Genomic DNA, 20,862 nt, shown 5'->3' on the forward strand with positions numbered 1-20,862 from the left:
GCTGCTTTTATCAGGGCTACGCTGCATTTTCCTCTAAGCTCCGGAAGGATAGAAGGAATAAGCGAGTAGACTGGCGGCCGAATTCCCCGACGGGAGGAAGGTAGCCGTGACAGAGAGCGATTCTTTAACGCCCACAGAAATTGTCCGCAGCGGCCGAGGAGTACTCGGCATTGAAGTCGGCTCGACGCGTATTAAAGCGTGCCTCATCGACAGTTCCGGACGGGTCATCGCAACCGGTTCTCATCGCTGGGAAAGCGACTATGTAGATGACCACTGGAGCTACGCACTAGATGAGGTATGGGATGGTCTGCGTGCCGCCTACGCTGATCTGAACGCAGAGGTACTTGAGCTCACTGGGGAAAGGCTCACTCGGCTAGCAGCTATCGGCATATCTGGGATGATGCATGGCTATTTGGCTTTCAATAAGTCCAATGAACAGCTCGTGCCCTTCCGTACTTGGCGCGATACCTATACGGGCGAAGCCGCGAAGAAACTATCGGAACTCTTCGCCGTTAATATCCCAATGCGCTGGTCCGTCGCCCATTTCTATCAGGCATTGCTGGACGGCGAGCCACACGTTGGCGACGTTGATTTTCTGACAACCTTGTCCGGCTATATCCATTGGCAGTTAACGGGTAAGAAAGTTCTCGGCGTGGGGGATGCCTCTGGTATGTTTCCTATTGACCCTCAAACGACGTCCTACGATGAGGCGGCGCTCGCGAAATTCCGCGGAGAAATTGGGCGAGACTTCGCAGAGCTATTGCCCGAGTCCTTGTCTGCGGGCGCGGACGCGGGTGCCCTTGAGCACCCAGAACTTCTGGATCCCAGCGGAGCGCTGCAGGTCGGCGCGGTGGCATGCCCGCCTGAAGGCGATGCTGGAACGGGCATGGTGGCCACGAATACCGTCAGCATCAATACGGGCAACGTGAGCGTGGGTACCTCGATTTTTGCAATGCTTGTTCACCAAAAGCCCTTGAGTAAGTCCTATCCCGAAATTGACCCGGTGACCACGCCGACGGGTCTGCCAGTGTCGATGGTGCACTGTAATAACGGCGCGCAGGAAATTTCGGATTGGATCTCGCTGTTTAGCGATGTAGCAGTGGCGTTCGGCACCAAGAACATTGACCACATCGACGATGTATATACGGCCATTTTGACCGAGGCATTACGCGGTGAACCGGATGCCGGCGGGGTAGTGGTCTATCCCTACCGGGCCGGTGAACCGATTGCGGGTTTGATTGAAGGGCGCCCCATGGTGGCGCGGACACCCGATGCGAATTTCTCCCTTGCTAACCTGATGCGCGCCAACCTGTATAGCGTCTTTGCATCGCTGGCGCTGGGTATGCGCTTGCTGGAGCAGGAAGGTATTTCCGTGGATGTCGTCCAGGCTCATGGTGGGATTTTCCGCACGGTCGGCGTAGCGCAGCGCTTCTTGGCGGCCGCGTTGAAAACACCAGTGGCCGTGGCGCAGTCCGCTAGCGAAGGTGGTGCCTGGGGAATCGCGTTGTTGGCGAACTACATGGGCTCGGATAAAGACTTTGTGGATTACCTCAACGATGAGATCACCAGCAGCGATAATACTGGGCGCGTCCGTCAGCCCGATCCGCGCGATGTGACAGGCTTTGCTGCCTACCTCGAGCGCTTCATAGAGGGACTGCCTATGCAAGAAAGTGCAGTTTCAGCGTTGCCCACCTCCATATCTCAAGAAAAAGGCTAAGTCACCAGGGAAAGGCCCAAAAATGGTTCAGCATTTATCTGAGTATCGCTCAGAAATCCAACAAGCGGTGGCTAAGACCCGCCAGCGCGTCAGCGACCTTCACGCTGAACTGCCGCGGTGGGACCTTGTGTCGTGGACTGCGGGCAATGTCTCTGAACGCATTGTCGTCGATGCCTCCGGTACGCCGAGCACACAGGATCTTTTCGTCATCAAGCCCTCTGGCGTGCGCTACGAGGAGCTAAGCCCAGAATCGATGGTGCTCTGCGACTTAGAAGGTGTGCTTGTCGATGGCACCTATGCTCCCTCCTCGGATACCGCCGCACATGCCTATGTGTATAAACATATCCCGGAGGTCGGCGGAATCGTCCACACCCACTCGAGCTACGCCACAGCGTGGGCCGCCCGCGGGGAAGAGATCCCATGCGTACTTACGATGATGGCCGATGAATTCGGCGGGCCAGTGCCCGTTGGACCCCTTGCGATCATCGGCGATGACTCCATCGGCCGAGGCATCGTGGAGACCTTGCGGGAGTCCCGTTCACCTGCCGTGTTGATGCAAAATCATGGTCCCTTTACCGTCGGTGACGATGCTGAAAATGCCGTGAAAGCAGCCGTGATGGTTGAAGAAGTTGCGCGCACCGTCCACTTAGCCAAGGACCTCGGCGGCCCTAAGCCCATCCCGCAGGACATTATCGATAGTCTCAATGACCGCTATCAGAATGAATACGGGCAATAAGGTTTCCGGTTGATATTTATTTATCCGTAATGAATATCTTGATGTGCTCTGGGCTCTTCATAGCCTCGAGCGCTTCTTCGTAGCGGTCAACTGGGAAAGTACCGGTGACTAGGCCATCGAGCTTGTCATAAAGATGAGCCATCCGCTCGGCCGCAGCGGGGTACATATTAGCCAGGGACTGGGCACCGATGAGCGAGATTTCCTTTTCGAATAGGTCGAGCGGGCGGAAATCTATCGTGGCATCCGGAGAAGGCACACCCATCTGGATTAAGCGGCCGCGCTTGCCGAGGATACGGATGGCATCAGCAATAGCACCTGCATTGCCGGATGCATCCAAAGTGAGGTCATAGGAATCCCGATCCAAATCCGCAGCTGAGTCCGCTGCTTGGACGGCGCCCAGTTTCACAGCTTGTGCGCGCCGGGCAGGGTTGGGCTCAACAACAGAGACGCTTGCTGCGCCCTCATCCAATGCGACGACGAGCGCCACCAAGCCGATGGAACCGGCGCCGAAAATGACCATATCCTGATCTTTCCAATCAGGCGCGAGGTCTAATGCGTGTAAAACACAAGATAGCGGTTCGGTCAGCGGTGCAACATGGTGAGGAATTTCTGTGCAGAGATTGTAGACGAATTTGGCCGGCATGGCGATGAATTCCGCACAGGAACCATCCTGCATAATGCCGGCGGGTGAGATGTGCTCGCACAGATTCGTTGCGTTTTGCTTGCACCAAGTGCACTCGCCACACGTCACGTTGGGGTTAGCGCCAACGTAGTCACCGACGGAAAAATTGGTGACCTCTGCGCCGACCTCCGTGATGTAGCCCGCCATTTCGTGCCCAAGAATGAGTGGGTAGTTGCCGATGACATAGTCACCTCTTACTAAGTGCAGGTCAGTGCCACAGATACCGGTGCCCACCGGTTCGATGATTACCTCGTTGGCTTTTGCGTGGGGAACAGGGACGTCTTGGATTTCAATATCGCCGTGACCAGTGGTAACAACGGCGCGCATGGTATCGGTCATGGGGTATGGCTCCTCTCCGGCGCAGATCGGGGTACGCCGGTACCTGGAATTATCCAGTTGTAGGAGAAAGAACTTAGTTTCGAGGCGTGCTATCTACGCTGTTAAGCGTATCACTTGAACTTGAAGATTTAGGACAAATAAAACGTTTAAGATAGTGATAACTGCATCATAAAATGACTGGCTAAGCCTCACTTCCTCATAGTGAGCCAGGCGAGCGAAGTCTCATCATGCGTAATGCCCAAAAAGTGCGAGGAACATACACTGTAAAGGGTTTTATCATTCAAATGATTTATGTGTGACCTGATTTGCAGGTTGAAAACGCTAAGAGCACGATAAGTATCGTGCTCTATCGCTTTCTGTGGATTGTTCTTTCTCTCTATTGGCACTGATAGTGAAGACGCATTACTGCGCTTATAACCTGAAGTCCTCACTAACGCTTTAAAGGTTTGTATGAAACTCAATAAGCGTATTGTCGCTTCTGCAGCTCTGTCTGAATCTCTCATTGCTCCGGCCGTCGCTCTAGTCGCTGGAGCTGCTGACGGCGGAGCTACCTTTCAAAACTGTGAAACAGGCACTGTTGATCGATCCGAACTCAGGAATGCGGGCGGATTTGCAGTAGTTGAATACCTACAAAAGCACTGCGGCATGCCCCCAGGTGAGATCTAAAAGTTGAGCCCTCAAAGAGCTGAAGGAAGTAGCTTAAGGGCCAAATTATGACGAGTGTAACCCGACTTTCTCTGAGTTGGAATTTGAAGGTATCGAAAAACCAATCTCGCGCCTCCTTCTCCAATTCTTGGCGGATCTGGACACGCCAGATAAGCAGGTAGGCATCGTGCTGCAGGATAATGGGGGCCTTATTGCAGCCGCAAGGGTCTCCTGCGGAGGTTTCGGGTGATGTGAACGGCATCACGGCTGGTGACAAGAAGATCACCGGCAAAGTAGGCCTAAATCCAGGCCAGAAAGTTGAAAGCGCTGCAAATTTCTAGGTAAGGACCCAGTGAAGACTATTGTAGGACCGTTGCAAGGTGATGAGACGCAGGACATCCCATTTCAGATTGGCGTTTCAGAAGGCGTTAACTAAAGACCAGTGATGAGCTATTCGTCATCGCAGTGCCAAACTTTTCAGTCTTCAAGACTGGGAAAGGAAACGGCAAAGTCGTTGTTGTGAAGGCCACCGGTTGGGCCCAAGAACAAAATCCTGACAATGCCAAGGACTCTAATGCGCCTGAGGTGTCGCCGCAGCCTGAGTCCCCAAGACAGCTGACCGAAACTGAGGGTAATGAGCCTTCGGATGAGTCGTCTGAGGTTGAGCAGTCCGAGTCTGCGGGTAAGCCGACCTAGGAACCGAAGCCAGGAGACACTCCGGGCAACGGCACTGGCGACAAACTGACAAAGCCGTCGGTTACGAGCAACCATGGTGCTTCTGATGGCGTAGAAAGCGGCTCTAAATCTGGCAGGGTTTTTGGCGTAATTGATGGCCTTGGTGGCTTGGTTGCTCTGGTTGTAGGTGCTGCCCACTGAATGAACCAGAATCATGATGTTGCTCACTTGCTGCAGCCACTCCGTGACTTTTTGGCACCGCTCAACATCAAGTTCTACTCGCGCCCGGTAGTACGGAATTGTGCGGCAGAAATTTCCATTGCTTTTCGGTGTAGAGACGGAAACCGCAGCCCTCCTTTCGGAGGTACTCCGGTTCCTCTTGGTTAAGAGGGGTAGAGGAGTGGGCTTTGGTTGTTTTGCTTCAGTCTCGTGCTACCTCATGTATCCCGTGACCGCCTCCCTATTGAGCGGGGCTCGCTACTGGTAATCGTTTCGCTGCACTACAGGTGCAGCTATTAAGTGATCTCGCACACTCTTTGGCGGAGGTACTATTGGATAGAAAACCAATATGGTTTACTAATCCTGCGTTTAAAAACGTAAATAGCACGATAAAAGTCGTGCAATCCGACTGACTACGGGGTTCGCTTGTGCCTTCGAATTATTGAAAGCGCGACTTTGTAAATAGAACCCGTAGCTTGTAGTTCCCCTTGGAAGGTTCGTATGAAACTCAATAAGCGTGTTCTCGCTTCTGCAGCTATCTCTGCATCTCTCGTGGCTACCGCAGTTACCCCAGTTGCTTTGGCTACTGGTGAGCATCTTAACTGTGCACAGAACTTCCGAGCCGGCGTCGATTTTGATGCTGGCATCAATGCCAACGTTGCGGAGCATCTGCAGCGTAACTGCAAGTTGAGTGTGGGTCAGATCACTGAGCTAAGTGTTGACGAAATGACGCAGACAGCTAGGGAACTCTTGGGGAAAGACAACACGCCTCTTTATACTGAAGAAGAGTTGAAGCGTTTGTCACATTCTGAGGTTGTCAGGGAAGCGCGGATCAATGGCATTTCTTCCGACGATGATGGCAAGGGTCCTGCTGAAGGCGGACAGCAGTCAGAGGCTCCTCTAATGGTGAATGATGTCAAAGCAGGGGACAGGGAAATCACTGGCTCGGTGATTTTGCTCCCAGGTCAAAAGAAGACAGTTCAAGTTACTTTCCCAAACTTCAGGGCATTAACTACGGACCTACATCTTAAGGAAAACTCTGCTGAGGAGGGTGGAGCCTCTAATGGTAAAACTGTCACCTTTAAATTCGACGTTCCTGAAGGGATTAACCTAAAGGCAGGTGAAACACTACTCTTTAGTTCGCTATATGATTCCTTGGCTCCGGACGATAGTAAGAGCAAAGCCATGCCAGTAGTTGTAAAACCTGCGGATGTGGCCGAGGAGGAGGGCCCAGATTCTGGGGACTCTGAAGGCGAATTCCCGTTCGCTGTTTCCGCGGAAGTAAATGACATCAAGGCAGGAGATAAAAAGGTTACCGGTAAGGTTCGTTTGTACCCAGGCCAAGAGGTGGAAATTGAGGCTTATTTCCCCGGCGGAAGGATTCAGACAACCGTCGTGAAGCTGGAGAAAAAGTCTGCACAGAAGGGCCAAGTTCCTGAAGGTGAGTTTGTCCCGTTTGATATCGATGTACCTGCAGACGTCAAGTTAATGGCAGGTGACAAGGTATCCGTTTCTCCGATCCCTCATGTCACGGATCCGAAAACCGGTGAAAGCAACAGCGTGGAGCTCATCGTGAAGGCTGCTGATAAGGGCAGCGAGTCGCAACCCGACCAGACCCCTGGTAACGGTAATGGCAAGGGCAAAGAGGGAGGCAACGGTTCCACAAAGCCGGCACAGCCATCGGTTCCGGGTGCTGAAGGTACCCCTGGTGCTGGTGAAGGCAGCTCTAAGTTTGGCAAGGTCTTTGAAGTAATTCCTGGTTTGGGTGCTTTGGTTGAAGGTGTTGCCAAGTTCTTCAACAAGAACTCAGGCCTCGCTCGCCTCTTGCAACCACTGCGTAACTTCTTTTCACTGTTCAAGTTCTAATCTCGATTGAATTTGCGGATGTGCGGATTAGTGCGGGCTTGATGCGCGGACTAGGCTACCGGCAGTGACTGAACCGGAGCCCTCCATGAGGAGGTGCTCCGGTTTCTGTGTTGTCTGGCCAAATTTTGGGGGACTTGGCCTAGCGCACTGGGCCGGGCAGGTGGGCGCGCCAGCCGTGCATCACGTTGATGAGGCAGCACATGGCGAGTAGGGAGCCGATGAGGAATAGCGCCGTGAAGCCAATGTAGGGGGCTAGGGCGCTGAAGGCCATGGGAATGAAGAAGCCGGTATAGGACACGGAATAGAACACGGCGGTAAGGCCGGCGAGGTCATCTTTTCCGGCGATGCGCTGGACCTCGGAAAGGCCGGCGACAAGTGCTAGGCCGTAGCCAGCTCCCATGACGGCGGCGCTGGTGATACCGAGCGGGAGGGAAAGCGTGCGCGCGGCGATGGCGCCGAAGATGGTGCCGGCGGTAATGACGGCCATGGCAACGGCGGAGGCGCGGGCGGAGCGGTGGGTATCAATGACTTTGCCAAACATTTGGATGCCAACGCCGCAGCCCAGCGTAATGACGGTCATGAGGCCGGAAAAGGCGATGGGGGCATCGCCGGCGGAATCGGAGAGCAGCTGCGGCAAGAGGGCATAGGCCGCACCCGCGCAGCCGAATACCCAGGGGGCTACGGGAAGGACGATGCGGGAAAAACGGCGGTGCGCGGCAGAAGGAATGTGCAGCATGTGCAGCATATCGCGGATGCTTAAATCCAGGAACGTGTCTTTGACGGTCGCGCCGCGGGGTGGTCGGGTTTCGGGGGTTTTCAATAGCCAGACCGCGGTAATAACGGTCAGCAGGATGTGCAAGACATAGGCCAGGTGGGTGGGCCACGGTCCCCATTGCGCCAGCACCGAGGCCAGGGCGGCGCCGATGAGGAAGCCCACGGTAAGGCACATCGATGCCTTCCGGGGGCCCGCGGCGGGGTCACCGCCGGAGCGGGTGATGAGCTCGGAGATCCAGGTGGAGCCGACCGCCATGACGATGCCCAGCGCCAGGCCGCACAGCACGCGGCCGGCGGCGATGATGAGGGGTTCTTCGGGCGCGATGGATAGCAGAAAGGACCCAGCCAGGGAGAGCGGTGCGGCGGGCAGCATCGTGGGGCGGCGGCCGATATAGTCCGAGAGCGGTCCAGAGATGAGCAGCGCGGGCACGATGCCGATGACGTAAGCCGCTAGGAGGCCATTGACGGTGACCTGCGAGAAGTGGGATTGCTCGCGGTACATCACGAGCAGGGGAGTAAATTCATTGCCACCCCAGGCAACGGCCACCATGCTGCCTGCAACGGGTAACCAGTCGCGATTGGCGGGGTCTTGACTCATAGTTGATCCTTCGAATTTTTCAGGTGCGGGCGGAGTGCGGAAAGGTAGGCGGGCAGGTTGGCGGTGCGGAGGGCATCGGCAAGCGTGCGGTGCTGATCGACGAACGCGCGGGCCCGCGCCACATTGCGCCCGATGGCGGTGGCGGTAAAGCGCTGCTGGCGCTCGCGCAGCTGGTAGCCAACATTGGCCAGCAGGCTATTGCCGGCGCTATCCATGATGATTTGGTGGAATTGGGCATCTAGGCGCGTGTATTCGCGGAGATCCTCGGCATCCAGGGCGGCGTCTTGGGCCGCAATGTTTTCTTGCAGGCGCTTGGCGATGCCCCCACGTTCTGCCTCGCCTAGCTCGCAGATCTTTTCGGCACTGTGGGCATCGACAAGCAGGCGTGCCTCATAGACCTCGCGGATTTCTTGGGGACTAATCGGTACTACCAGCGCGCCGCGCTTGGGGTAAAGCTGCAAAAAGCCCTCGAGCTCTAGGCGCAGGAAAGCCTCGTGGGCCGGGGTGCGGCTGACTCCTACCTCGGCCGCGAGTGCGGCCTCTGACAGCATCTGCGAGGAATCGATGGTGCCGTCGATGATCCTTTCTTTGACTAATTCATAAACCCGCTCCGCGGCAGGCTGCATGCTTGTATCGCTCATGCATACATCTTGCATACAAGTTAGTTTAAACGTCAACCTATTCCCAATTCCGGGGTTGGCGTGGCTTAGACTGGAGGGCATGCAACGTTGGGTCTTACACATCGATATGGATGCGTTTTTCGCCTCCGTCGAGCAACTGACCCGACCGACTTTGCAAGGCCGGCCGGTGCTCGTCGGTGGGGTTGGCGGCCGCGGGGTCGTCGCCGGCGCGTCCTATGAGGCGCGCGAGTACGGCGCGCACTCGGCGATGCCGATGTATCGCGCCCAGCAATTGGTGGGCCTGCGCGCGGTGGTGGTCAGCCCGCGCCGGGCGGTGTATTCGGCGGCCTCGCGCCGGGTATTTGAGATCATTTCTCAGCACGTCGAGGTCATCGAGCAGCTATCCATCGATGAGGCCTTTATGGAGCCAGAGGCGTTGGTGGGTGCGACAGCTGACGAGGTGCAACAATGGGCGGACGGCCTGCGCGCGCTCATCCGCGAGGAAACGGGCCTGCCGTGTTCCATCGGCGCGGGATCCGGCAAGCAATTTGCCAAGATCGGCTCCGGTGAAGCCAAACCCGATGGCACCTATGTCATCCCAGCGGAAAAGCAGCTGGAGATGCTCCATCCGCTCGCGGTGGGGAAGCTGTGGGGCGTCGGGCCGGTTACGGAGGCCAAGCTCAAGGGCATCGGGGTGGAGACCATCGGCGCGCTGGCCGCCATGACCCAAAAGGAGGTGGAAATCTCCATCGGCAGCGTCGTCGGATTGCAGCTGTGGCAGCTGGCGCAAGGCATCGACGATAGGGAAGTAGCCCCGCGCGCGATTTCCAAGCAGATCTCCACGGAGCATACCTATCCCAAGGACTTGCTGACGGTACCGGATGTGGATGCGGCGATTACCCGCGCGGCAGAGGGCGCGCACCGCCGCCTGCTTAAAGATGGCCGCGGGGCGCGCACCGTGACGGTAAAGCTGCGGATGGCGGATTTTCATATCGAATCGCGCTCGACCACCCTGGCCTATGCCACCGATGACCTGGAGGTATTGACCGCCGCCGCTTTCAAGCTGGCCCGCTACCCGGATGAGCTGGGCCCCATCCGCTTGGTGGGGGTGAGTTATTCTGGGCTGGAAGCCGCGCGCCAAGACGTACTGTTTCCGGAGCTCGACCGCGAAATCGTGCGGCCCGTGCTGCCGGATAGCGACTATGAAACGGGTGTGAGCGATGACTCCCCGCCACCGGCGCCGACCACCGTGGTGGTCGAAGACGATGTGGAGGATCAGTGGCACGCCACCCAAGACGTCTACCACCCGGATTTTGGCCACGGGTGGATCCAGGGCACCGGGCACGGGGTGGTCAGCGTGCGTTTTGAAACCCGTTCGACCGGGCCTGGCCGCACTAAATCCTTCGCCGCTAGCGACCCAGAGTTGGTGCCGGCCGACCCGCTCGATTCTTTAGACTGGCAGGACTGGCTGGGCAACCAAGATTAGGTTGCGCGGTAGGACTTGGGATCAGGGTTTTGTCGGAATACCTCGGCAGGATTCGTACCTGTGGCCAGCGCTGCGGCCAAAAGAATACGCGCCTGGCTGGGCCTGAAGGCTCCCGCGTTGATCGCGCCCAGGCTATGCAGGCTCGCCCCTCCGCCATCGCCACCATAGGACAACGGGGTCGCGCCGTACGGGGTGCGAGTGGAAATGACGACGGGGAGGCCGTCGCGGAGGGCATCGGCAACCGCGCGGCCCATATCCCCACTCATATTGCCCGCGCCCATGGCCTCAATGACGAGGCCGGCGGCGGAAGTGCGGGCGGCATCGACAAGCGCGCGCCCCGCGCCGGGGTAGGCAGGGATGATTTCTACCGGGTGCGGTGCCAAGGGCTGCGCCTGAAGCCGCGGTGTGGCATCCGGTATCCGCAGCGACTCAAAAGCGCGCAGGTCGAAGGTGTGCTGCTTGCGGGCCCCGCGCGCCGGGATGGTCATGCCGCCAAAGCGGATGAAGACGCCGGCCTGCCCGCTGAGGGCGAGCTCGCGCGCGTCGCGGAGATTGCGCGGGCCGTCCGGGTGCGGGTGATCGTAGGAGCGCTGCGCGCCGGTGAGCACGATGGGCGTATCGCCGGCGCAAAAAATCTCTAGCGCCATCGCCGTCTCCTCCATCGAATCGGTGCCATGGGTGATGATGACGCCGTCAATGTCTGCGCGGGCGGTCTGCTCGTTGACCACCGCGATGAGCTCGTCGAGGTCAGCGAGCGTCATAGAAGAGGAATCGAGCTGGCGAAATTCCACCACTTCGGCGTCGATATCGGCCGCGAGCTGCGCGCCGGTGACGGTGGGAACCAGGGAACCATCTTGCACCGTGGTGCAGGCAATCGTGCCGCCTGTGGCGATGAGAGCGAGGTGAGTCATGCATTCCAGGATAAAAGCAGACGCGCCGAAGCGGCAGGCGCGGACCAGAAAAGGTGGGGCAAATGTAAACTGGTGGGAGTTTATTTCCCAGACGTGAGGAGTGAGAAGTGAAATTCCGCAAATTTGGTGCCGCGTGCCTCGCATTGAGCGCGGCGGCCGCCCTGTCCGCCTGCTCTTCTGATGACGAGCAAGAAGACATCACCAAGAACAGCGAATCCAGCGAATCCGCGTCCGCCGACGGCGACTCCGCGGCCCCCGCACTGCCAACCGCCGCCGATTTGAACGCCATCCTGGCAAAGGCCACGGATCCGGAGGCATCGCAAGAAGAGAAGACCGCCACCGTGGAAGGCGGAGAATCCGCCCCAGAGATCTTTGACACCATGGCGCACTCCAAGGAAGAATCCGGTGCGGAGTTCGCGGTCGTGGATCCGGTTTTGCCCGGCTATGACCCGCAGTCCGTGCTGACCACGGTGAATTTCACCACCGCCGATGGCCAGGAGCAGACCGCGGACCAGGTGGAATTTATTTATCAGGATGGCACCTGGAAGCTGTCGAAGACCTGGGCCTGCACGCTGATTCAAAACACGGTGCCGCCTGAGCAGGTGCCGGAGATGTGCGCCGATACCGGTGCGGGCGCGCTGCCAGGAGATGGAGGCGACGCTGCCCCCGCCCAAGGCGATGCCCCCGCGGCCGGCGCAGAGCAGGCGCCTGCCGAGGCCCCCGTAGAGGCCCCCGCCGAGTAAGTCCTGTTACTCGGAAAACGCCAGCTCCGTCAGGCTTGATTGCACGACGCGCAGGTCTGAATTGGCGGTGCCGTAGGTTACCTTCGTATCGAATGACACGTCACCGCCCACGGGGAGCGGTTTCGACAGATCTACCGTGACGCTTCCCGAGGAATTGGTGGAAGAATCCAGCACGTCGAGTTCCTTATCCTCTAACTCCGTGCCCTCGGCCTGACCTTCGAAGGATAATGCGCCCAGGGTGGGGCGCTGTTCCACCTCGACGGATAGCGTGACGCGGTCACCATCGATGGACTTGACCGTATAGCGGGTCGTCTGCAAGAGCGTGGATTCTCCGGTCACGCGCGAATCCACCGTCCACGTCGCCCCGGTGCCCACTTCTTCCTCTGGGAAGACGATGGGCAGCGCGGTCAGCTTCATGATTGCCTGCTCGACGGTGCCGCGCGCCTCATCGCTCGCGTCCTGCGGGGCGGCCAAGCGCAGGGAATTCATCTGGCCATTGTCTTGGCCGCGCCAGCCAAATTGGAACCCGGACGCAGAAGAGATATCGGTATCGCCGGAGTATTCCGGATCGCCTGCGGTGGCAAACGCGTTGCGCGAGGCCGGCAATTGATCCTCGACGTCCTCGGTGGCTTTATCCACGGAAGCCGAAAGCGGCAAGGTAGTGGTCTCCTTATCCACATCGGCGGCCTGGAAATCGGCGGCGGCGGATTTATTCAGCAAGTCCTGCGAAAATCCCTCCGTGGCGCGGTAGGTTACCTCCTGCGAGGAGTCGATGTCGTGATATTCCAGCAATTTCTTCTCACCGGTTCCGGCATCTTCGACGGTCAGGCGCGGGGCATCGATAGTCAGGCCGACGGGCTGTTCCACGGCTGGGCCGGGGGTCTCATAAGAACAGGCGCTTAGCGCTACGGCGACGGCGGAAAGGGCTGTAAAAACTTTGACTCGAAACACGCTTACCAAAATACCGGACGCTCCTGATTAGAATGATGTGGGTGAGCCAAAAACGAAGGAGTCAGACAGGTCTTATCGCCGCGGTGGTCATCGCCGTGGCGGTTGTGGATCAAGCCGTAAAACAACTCATGCTGACCGTCCTGACGGAGGGTGTGCCGCACTATGTCATCGGGGACTGGTTCAGGTTTACCCTGCTCTTTAACCCGGGCGCGGCGTTTTCCATCGGCGGCGAGGGATCGACCTGGCTGTTTACCACCATTCAATTGGCGTTCGTCCTAGGCGTGGCCATCGCCGCCCCGCGCATCCACAATACGGGCCAGGCGCTGGGGCTGGCGCTCATTGCCGGTGGGGCATTGGGCAATTTTGCAGACCGCATCTTCCGCGACCCGGGCTTCTGGTTCGGGCACGTCGTGGACTATATCTCGGTCGGCTCGTTCGCAGTCTTTAATATCGCAGATGCGGCCATTACCTGCGGTGTTGTCATCTTTATCGGCGCCATGCTGCTCGCGGAACGGAGGGCGGAAAATGAATAGGCAATTGCGCAGTTTTCCCATTCCAGAAGGCTTGGAGGGCATGCGTGCCGATGCCGCGCTGGCCAAGCTCCTTGGCCTCTCGCGCTCGGCCACTGCCCAGCTCTGCGCCGAAGGCGGGGTCACCGTAGATTCGCAGGAACTGGGTAAATCCGAGCGCCTTGCTTCCGGCCAGGTGGTCTCGGTGCTGCTCCCGGAGCCGGAAAAACCCCTGCTGCCGCGCGAGGAGTTGGTAGAAGGCATGGACGTTTTATATAGCGACGCCGATATCATCTGCGTGCACAAACCCGTGGGCGTCGCCGCACACCCGAGCGTGGGCTGGGATGGTCCGACGGTCATCGGCGGGCTGCGCGCGGCGGGGTATAACGTGGCCTCGCTGGGCCCCACCGAGCGCCAGGGCATCGTCCACCGCCTGGACGTGGGCACCTCCGGGGTTATGGTCGTGGCCTCCTCCGGGCGCGCCTATTCCGCACTCAAACATGCGTTTAAGTACCGGACCGTGAAGAAGACTTATCACGCGGTGGTCCAGGGCCTGCCCGATCCGATTGAAGGCACCATCGATGCGCCCATCGGCAGGCACCCGAAGTCGGGCTGGAAATTCGCCGTGCTTGACGATGGCAAGGCCGCGGTCACCCATTACCGCCTCATCGAGGCTTTTCGCGAGGCCAGCCTCATCGAGGTGCACCTGGAAACCGGCCGCACCCACCAAATCCGCGTCCACATGTCCGCCACCGGGCATCCCTGCGTTGGCGATCCCATGTACGGTTCGAACCCGCAGCTTTCTGCCCGCCTAGGGCTTGAGCGCCAGTGGCTGCATGCGGTGCAGCTGGGCTTTACCCACCCCGGCACCGGAAAGTGGTTCGAGGCCCGCGCGCCGTATCCCGATGACCTGCAACAGGCCCTGGAGCGCCTGCAGGGATGAAGAAGTTTTATCGGCGGCGCCGCCTAGCGGCCTTGGCGCTGGTGCTGGTGGCGATTGTGGTGGCCCTGGTGCTTTTTGGCACGCTGGGCACGCAGGCATCCACGCGGGTGCAAGGCGATCAGCTGGGCCCGGACGGGGAATCCCGCGCGGAGTATATCGAGCGCGTCAATTCCATGGACATCGAACCGGATGCCGCCACGTATGCGCTGGTCACCTTCGATACCGAGCTGCCCCCTGTCGCCGTGGCCGCCGCCCTGACTGATATTCCGCGCATGGACGCCATCCTTATGGGTTCGACCGCGCCCATCGCGGTACCGGAGCCCGTCGCCGGCGAGGATCGCGCCGCGGTGATTAACCGCACCTTCGATCGCATTGGCGCCTCCTACGGCCAGCGGCCCAGCGCGGTGAGCGCCGCCGTGGTGTGGGGCACGGGCACCCAGCTTGCCGATGTCGCCTCCCTCCCCGCCGTCGCCGCCGTCGAGCCCGCGCCTGCCGATGCCGCCTGGGGCAGCTTCGCCGTGCGCCCACCCAGCTAAATTTGCCATCCTGAACGCTTCGCCGCGCGGGGTGAGGGGGTGGCGGCTTAGCATCGGGGGCATGGAACACATTCGGGCATATATTGCGGCTTTAAACTCGGCGATGGATATCCTCGCCGAGGCCGCCGATATGCCCGCCTCCGAGCTGACGGCCGCCGGCATGCCGGATGCCGCCGCCGCGTCGATAGCCCACCTCTCCCAGATCTATTTCGGGCCGACCAGCTTTACGCGCCGCCAGCGCCGAGCGGTCGAGGGGGCGCGGCGCAATGGGCATTCGCTGCCGACGCTGGAGGTCATCGAAAAGCACGCCCGCCGCGCGCCCACCCAAGCCCGGGCCTGGGCCCTGCGCGCGGAGCTTGCCCAGGTATCGGCCGATACCCAGGCGATGGACAAGCTCGCCCGCAAGAAGGTGCGCGCGCTGCGCCCGCCGCGCGAACCCAAACCCGGGGTGCGGCTGCGCCGCCGCGCCGCCGGCAAACCGTGGACGCTGACGATTACGGGCAGCTCCAGCCTCGTCGCGGAGCTGCATAACCAAGCCGGCACGCTTGCCGATGTCGCCGCCCTCTTCCATTCCGGCGCCTCCACCTCCACCGTGCGCACCAATGTGGTAATCCCGCTGGATAAGCTAAGCGCCGTTGCGCAGGGCGATAAAGACGTGACGGTCACCATGACCAACGGCGCGCAGATAAGCGGCGCCGAGCTGGCCCAGCGCGCGATGGCGGAGGAAGGCTTTATCACCCTTATCCACCCCGTGGAGGGGCCGGTGAACCTGTACCGCATGCGGCGCGGGGCAACGTGGAAGCAATTTATGATGGCCGCCGCTGAAAACCCCGTCTGTCCGGCGCGCGGGTGCCACCGCCCAGCCGATGAGTGCCAGGTGCACCACATCTATAGTTGGGCCGGCGGCGGCTGGACCAATGCCAAGAACCTCACCGTAGCGTGCCCGCACCACAACGGACGCAATGACGACGACCGCGCGGCCCGCCCCCGCAATGGCCGGTTCGAGCGCGTGCACGGCGGCGTGCGGTGGATTAAACCCTGGCAGCCGCCACCGCCGGACCTTGTTGATACTGGCCCCAGTTAACCCACGGCTTTGGGCACAAGGCCCGCCCGTCGGCCTCGACTTTTACGCGCCGTTGTCCCGCGCTGCGCACTCTTGCGCACCCCTTTCCACGCCGGACATTCCTGGGTACCGTTTTCCTGCGCGCGCAACCATTTCGCATTCCCCCTCGCCGCGAACTCCTGTGCGCTGTTTTCCTGCGCCGCGCACTCCTGCGCAGCACCCTTCTCCCGTGCCGCGCACTCTTGCGTGCCGCTTACCCGTGCCGCGCACTCTTGCGTGCAGCGCTCTAACACCCTACTCACCGTGCCGGGGACTCCTGTCGGCCGCTTACTTGCGCCGCGCACTCTTGCGCGGCGCGCTTTGGCGAACGCGAATGAGATCCGCAATGTAGATGCTGACGGCCACGCCGATGATGCCGAAGCCAATCCACCGGTGCGTGGAGAAGTGCTCTTGGGTGACAAAGAGCGCCCACAGCATCTGCATGATGGGGGTGAGGTATTGGAGCATGCCGATCGTCGACAAGCGCAGCGTCCGCGCGCCTTGGGCAAAGCACAATAGTGGCAGCGCGGTGATTAGGCCGGCGCTGATTAACAGCAGCATGTGTGGCGTGCCTTCCGCGGCGAACGTGCCGTGGCCCGCCTGCTCGATCCACACGATATAGGCGATGGCGACGGGGGAGACCACCAAAGACTCCGCAGCGACCGAGACCGCCGCCGATACCCGCACCTGCTTCTTGATGAGCCCGTAGATGCCAAACGATGCCGCCAACAGCAGCGAGATATACGGCGCTTGGCCGGTAAAGAAGGTCAGATACAGCACGGCGACTGCGGCAACGGCGACGGCGGTCGCCTGCCACGGTCGCAGCTGCTCCTTTAAGAAGATCATGCCGAGCGCCACCGATACCAGGGGGTTGATGAAATAGCCTAAAGCGGCATCGGCCACGTGATCGGTATTAATCGCCAGCACATAAGTGCCCCAGTTGACCGTGATAAATACGCCTCCGGCGGCAAGCCAGCCCCACGTGCGCTTGTCCATGCGGACCAATTCGCGCCAGCCGCCGCTGAATATTAAAAAGGCCGTGACGATAACTGCGGTCCACAACACGCGGTGGGCGAGGATTTCTAGCGGCGTGGCCGGCAGCAGGAGCGGGAAGAACGCGGGGAAAAATCCCCACATGATGTATGCGGCAAGCGTGTAGATCATCACCGCATAATATCGACATCTTGACCGCCCCGCTAAGATGACCGCATGGCCAAAAACTCCTCCTTCGTCCACCTGCATAACCATACCGAGTTCTCCATGCTGGACGGCATGGCCAAGGTCGATATGTTGGCTGATGAGGTGGTCAAGCAAAATATGCCCGCCGTGGGCATGACAGACCACGGCAATATGTATGGATCCGACGCCTTTTATAAGCGCATGACCAGTGCCGGGGTCAAACCCATCATCGGCATCGAGGCCTACATGGCCCCGGAATCGCGCTTTAATAAAAAGCGCGTGCTGTGGGGCACCCCGGACCAAAAGCGCGACGATGTCTCCGCCTCGGGCGCGTACTTGCACCAGACGATGATCGCGGAAAACGCGACCGGGCTGCGCAACCTGTTCACCTTGTCCTCGCTGGCCTCCTACGAAGGCCAGCTGGGCAAGTGGCCGCGCATGGATGCAGAGCTCATCGCCGAGCATGCCGATGGCATCATCGCCACCACCGGCTGCCCATCCGGCGATGTGCAGACCCGCCTGCGCCTCGGCCAATTCAACGAGGCCCTCGAAGCTGCGGCCATGTGGCAAGACATCTATGGCAAGGACAACTTCTTTTTGGAGTTGATGGACCATGGGCTGGACATCGAAAAGCGCACGCGCGATGGGCTGCTCGAAATCGGCCGCAAGCTGGACCTGCCGCCGCTGGTGACCAATGACTGTCACTACGTGCTGGAATCCCAGGCGCCGGCGCACGAGGCCATGCTGTGCGTGCAGACCGGTAAGACGTTCATGGACCCGGACCGCTTCAAGTTCGGCGGTACCGGCTACTACATCAAGTCCGCCGCGCAGATGCGCGATACCTGGGATGACCTGATTCCGGATGGCTGCGATAACACCCTGTGGATTGCCGAGCGCGTGCAAGACTACAGCGAGGTCTGGGAGGAACACACCCACGACCGCATGCCCATTGCCGATGTCCCCGAGGGCCACACCCCCACCTCCTGGCTGACCCACGAGGTGATGGAGGGGCTGCAGCGGCGGTTCCCCGGGCGCGATGTGCCGGAGGAGTATATCGAGCGCGCCAAGTACGAGATTTCCGTGATTGAGATGAAGGGCTACCCGTCCTACTTTCTCATCGTGGCGGAGCTTATTAAGTATGCGCGTTCTGTAGGCATCCGCGTGGGGCCCGGCCGTGGTTCTGCGGCGGGCGCGCTCGTGGCCTATGCACTGACCATTACCAATATTGATCCGCTAGAACACGACCTGCTCTTCGAGCGCTTTTTGAACCCCGAGCGCCCATCCGCGCCCGATATCGATATCGACTTCGACGATCGCCGCCGCGGCGAGATGATTACCTATGCCGCCGAGCGCTGGGGCGAGGACAAGGTTGCCCAGGTCATTACCTTCGGCACGGTGAAAACCAAGCAGGCCATCAAGGACTCCGCCAAGGTGCACTTTGGCCAGCCCGGCTTCCAGATGGCCGACCGCATCAACGGCGCGCTGCCCCCGGCGATTATGGCGAAAGACATTCCGCTGCGGGGCATTACCGACCCCGACCACGAGCGCTATTCCGAGGCCGCCGAGGTCCGCCAGATGGTGGAAACCGACCCGGATGTGAAAAAGATTTATGACACCGCGCGCGGCTTGGAGGGTGTTGTTCGCCAGGCTGGTGTGCACGCCTGTGCTGTGATTATGGCCTCCGTGCGGTTGATGGATCACATCCCGATGTGGAAGCGGCCTGCCGATGGCGCGTATATCACCGGCTGGGATTACCCCGCCTGCGAGGCCATTGGCCTGCTGAAGATGGACTTTCTGGGCCTGCGAAACCTTACCGTTATTGGCGATGCCATCGAAAACATCAAGCGCAACCGCGGCGAAGAAGTGCAGCTCGAGCAGCTGCATGCCGATGACCCCAAGGTCTCCAAGGTCTATGACCTGCTCTCGCGCGGGGATACCTTGGGCGTGTTCCAGCTGGACTCCGGCGGCATGCAGGAGCTGCTCAAGCGCATGAAGCCTACCGGCTTCAAAGACATCGTGGCCTCCTTGGCCCTGTACCGCCCCGGCCCGATGGGCGTTAACGCCCACTGGGATTATGCCGACCGCAAGAACGGGCGCAAGGAAATTACCCCGATCCACCCTGAGCTCGAGGAGCCGCTAAAGGAAATCCTGGATGAGACGTATGGTCTTATCGTCTACCAGGAGCAGATCATGCGTATCTCGCAGAAGGTTGCGAACTACACCGCCGGCGAGGCGGACGGCTTCCGTAAGGCGATGGGTAAGAAAAAGCCCGAGGTCCTGGCCCAGCAATACGATAAATTCTGGGGCGGCATGCAAGAAAATGGCTACTCCAAATCCGCCATGGATGCCCTGTGGGGGACCATCGAGCCCTTCGCGTCGTACGCGTTTAACAAGTCCCACGCTGCGGGCTACGGGTTGGTTTCGTTCTGGACGGCCTACCTCAAGGCCTACTACGCGCCGGAATACATGGCGGCGCTATTGACCTCTGTGGGCGATAAGAAGGATAAGTCTGCCATTTACCTGTCGGACTGCCGCCACTTGGGCATTAACGTCTTGCCGCCTTCGGTCAATGAGTCCGAGGAGGACTTCCAGGCTGTGGGCGAGGATATTCGCTTCGGCATGGGTGCTATCCGCAACGTGGGCTCTGAAGTGGTTGAATCCATTATTGCCTCGCGCAAGGCAAAGGGGGCGTTTACCTCCTTTAGCGATTACCTCGACAAGATCGATTTGGCAGCGTGTTCCAAGCGCGTGACCGAGGCGCTGATTAAAGCCGGTGCCTTTGATGATTTCCAGCAGCCGCGCAAGGGGCTGATGCTTATTCACGAGGACGCCGTCGATGCCGTGCAGACCACCAAAAAGGCGGCGGATAAGGGGCAATTCGACCTCTTCGCCGGGTTCGGCGGCGGCGATGATGCCTCCTCTGAAGGTGCCTTTGCCATTGATGTTCCGGACGATTCGTGGGATCGCAAGCACGAGTTGGCACTCGAGCGAGAGATGCTGGGTCTCTACGTTTCTGGCCACCCACTCGATGGTTTCGAAGAGGCCTTAGCTGCGCAGACCAATACGCCGTTGACCAAGATCCTCAACGATGAGGTACACAATGGCCAAGAACTCATCATCGGCGGCATCATCTCCGGTGTGGACCGCCGCTTTTCTAAGCGCGATGGTTCCCCGTGGGCGATTGTCACGGTAGAAGACCACAACGGCGCGCAGGTAGAGATCTTGGTGTTCAATAAGGTCTATTCGCTGGCGGCGCCGCATATTGTGGAAGACAACATCATCTTGGCACGCGTAAACGTCAAGGTGCGCGATGAGCGCCGGTCGCTGTTTTGTTCCGATATTCGCGTTCCCGAGCTGGGCCCAGGCGGTGGCGCGAGCCTGCCGCTGCGCCTGACCATGCGCACGGACCAGTGCACGATGGAAAATATCGCCCGACTCAAGCAGGTCTTGGTTAAAAACCACGGTGAGTCCGATGTCTATCTTGAGCTTGTCGAGGGCGACCAATCCACCACCATGGTCCTCGGTGAGCACCTCCGCGTGGAACGATCGGGCAACCTCATGGGAGACCTGAAGGCCACGATGGGTGCAGGTATTTTGGGATAGAAACTCTCCTGCACCTTCTATGGACACT

18 protein-coding genes are annotated in these 20,862 nt (G+C 59.6%); 12 read left to right on the plus strand and 6 right to left on the minus strand.

From position 1 onward, the window contains the following. Positions 1-106 precede the first annotated feature (106 nt). Together ABRP87_RS01895 and ABRP87_RS01900 are read left to right on the plus strand one after the other, a co-directional pair. Positions 107-1,717, plus strand: coding sequence for a xylulokinase (locus ABRP87_RS01895; protein WP_349867384.1), 1,611 nt, complete (start codon positions 107-109; stop codon positions 1,715-1,717). Positions 1,718-1,739: 22 nt separating this feature from the next. Further along, entirely contained in the window at positions 1,740-2,453 is a 714-nt protein-coding gene (locus ABRP87_RS01900; protein WP_349867386.1) for an L-ribulose-5-phosphate 4-epimerase, read from the plus strand. A gap of 16 nt (positions 2,454-2,469) precedes the next feature. Here the strand turns inward: ABRP87_RS01900 and ABRP87_RS01905 are convergent, their stop codons facing one another. After that, positions 2,470-3,474, minus strand: coding sequence for an alcohol dehydrogenase catalytic domain-containing protein (locus tag ABRP87_RS01905; RefSeq protein WP_349867388.1), 1,005 nt, complete (start codon positions 3,472-3,474; stop codon positions 2,470-2,472). A 450-nt stretch (positions 3,475-3,924) separates the two neighbouring features. Here ABRP87_RS01905 and ABRP87_RS01910 point away from each other — a divergent pair, with 450 nt between their 5' ends. The 3 genes from ABRP87_RS01910 (at position 3,925) to ABRP87_RS01920 (ending at position 6,879) form a co-directional block, all read left to right on the plus strand. After that, entirely contained in the window at positions 3,925-4,140 is a 216-nt protein-coding gene (locus ABRP87_RS01910) for a hypothetical protein (protein ID WP_349867390.1), read from the plus strand. Between the two features lie 498 nt (positions 4,141-4,638). Further along, positions 4,639-4,815, plus strand: coding sequence for a hypothetical protein (locus ABRP87_RS01915; protein ID WP_349867392.1), 177 nt, complete (start codon positions 4,639-4,641; stop codon positions 4,813-4,815). 699 nt (positions 4,816-5,514) lie between these two features. Continuing rightward, a complete protein-coding gene (locus ABRP87_RS01920) occupies positions 5,515-6,879 on the plus strand; it encodes a hypothetical protein (protein WP_349867394.1) in 1,365 nt (454 codons plus the stop codon). A gap of 139 nt (positions 6,880-7,018) precedes the next feature. Here ABRP87_RS01920 and ABRP87_RS01925 read toward each other — a convergent pair whose 3' ends face one another. Then, entirely contained in the window at positions 7,019-8,251 is a 1,233-nt protein-coding gene (locus tag ABRP87_RS01925; RefSeq protein WP_349867396.1) for an MFS transporter, read from the minus strand. Then, on the minus strand, positions 8,248-8,892 hold the full coding sequence (locus ABRP87_RS01930) for a GntR family transcriptional regulator (protein WP_349867398.1): 645 nt from the start codon (positions 8,890-8,892) through the stop codon (positions 8,248-8,250). Before ABRP87_RS01930 ends, ABRP87_RS01925 begins: the two co-directional genes overlap by 4 nt. 79 nt (positions 8,893-8,971) lie before the next feature. Between ABRP87_RS01930 and ABRP87_RS01935 the strand changes: the two genes are divergently transcribed. Next, positions 8,972-10,357, plus strand: a complete 1,386-nt coding sequence (locus ABRP87_RS01935; protein WP_349867399.1) for a DNA polymerase IV — start codon at positions 8,972-8,974, stop codon at positions 10,355-10,357. On the opposite strand, the gene ABRP87_RS01940 is transcribed toward ABRP87_RS01935, so the two are convergent. Beyond that, entirely contained in the window at positions 10,354-11,268 is a 915-nt protein-coding gene (locus ABRP87_RS01940) for an asparaginase (protein ID WP_349867400.1), read from the minus strand. The two genes, ABRP87_RS01935 and ABRP87_RS01940, sit on opposite strands and share 4 nt — an antisense overlap. Before the next feature lie 107 nt (positions 11,269-11,375). On the opposite strand from ABRP87_RS01940, the gene ABRP87_RS01945 reads away from it, so the two are divergent. After that, positions 11,376-12,011, plus strand: a complete 636-nt coding sequence (locus tag ABRP87_RS01945; RefSeq protein ID WP_349862724.1) for a WKL family lipoprotein — start codon at positions 11,376-11,378, stop codon at positions 12,009-12,011. A 6-nt stretch (positions 12,012-12,017) separates the two neighbouring features. Here the strand turns inward: ABRP87_RS01945 and ABRP87_RS01950 are convergent, their stop codons facing one another. Then, positions 12,018-12,962, minus strand: coding sequence for a hypothetical protein (locus ABRP87_RS01950; RefSeq protein ID WP_349867401.1), 945 nt, complete (start codon positions 12,960-12,962; stop codon positions 12,018-12,020). 32 nt (positions 12,963-12,994) lie between these two features. On the opposite strand from ABRP87_RS01950, the gene lspA reads away from it, so the two are divergent. The 4 genes from lspA (at position 12,995) to ABRP87_RS01970 (ending at position 16,034) form a co-directional block, all read left to right on the plus strand. Further along, positions 12,995-13,495 (plus strand): signal peptidase II, encoded by a 501-nt coding sequence (gene lspA / locus ABRP87_RS01955; protein ID WP_023023023.1) that lies wholly within the window; start codon positions 12,995-12,997, stop codon positions 13,493-13,495. Beyond that, a complete protein-coding gene (locus ABRP87_RS01960; RefSeq protein WP_349862730.1) occupies positions 13,488-14,414 on the plus strand; it encodes an RluA family pseudouridine synthase in 927 nt (308 codons plus the stop codon). The genes lspA and ABRP87_RS01960 overlap by 8 nt, the downstream gene beginning before the upstream one ends. Next, positions 14,411-14,950: a hypothetical protein gene (locus ABRP87_RS01965; RefSeq protein ID WP_349867402.1), complete on the plus strand. Its 540-nt coding sequence runs from the start codon at positions 14,411-14,413 to the stop codon at positions 14,948-14,950. Before ABRP87_RS01960 ends, ABRP87_RS01965 begins: the two co-directional genes overlap by 4 nt. 61 nt (positions 14,951-15,011) lie before the next feature. Beyond that, positions 15,012-16,034, plus strand: a complete 1,023-nt coding sequence (locus ABRP87_RS01970) for an HNH endonuclease signature motif containing protein (RefSeq protein ID WP_349867404.1) — start codon at positions 15,012-15,014, stop codon at positions 16,032-16,034. Between the two features lie 306 nt (positions 16,035-16,340). On the opposite strand, the gene rarD is transcribed toward ABRP87_RS01970, so the two are convergent. Beyond that, positions 16,341-17,216: an EamA family transporter RarD gene (rarD, locus tag ABRP87_RS01975; protein WP_349867406.1), complete on the minus strand. Its 876-nt coding sequence runs from the start codon at positions 17,214-17,216 to the stop codon at positions 16,341-16,343. 45 nt (positions 17,217-17,261) lie between these two features. Between rarD and dnaE the strand changes: the two genes are divergently transcribed. Then, positions 17,262-20,834, plus strand: a complete 3,573-nt coding sequence (gene dnaE / locus ABRP87_RS01980; protein ID WP_284784508.1) for a DNA polymerase III subunit alpha — start codon at positions 17,262-17,264, stop codon at positions 20,832-20,834. Positions 20,835-20,862 lie beyond the last annotated feature (28 nt).

Source organism: Corynebacterium sp. KPL2830, from assembly GCF_040225635.1.
Classification (GTDB): domain Bacteria; phylum Actinomycetota; class Actinomycetes; order Mycobacteriales; family Mycobacteriaceae; genus Corynebacterium.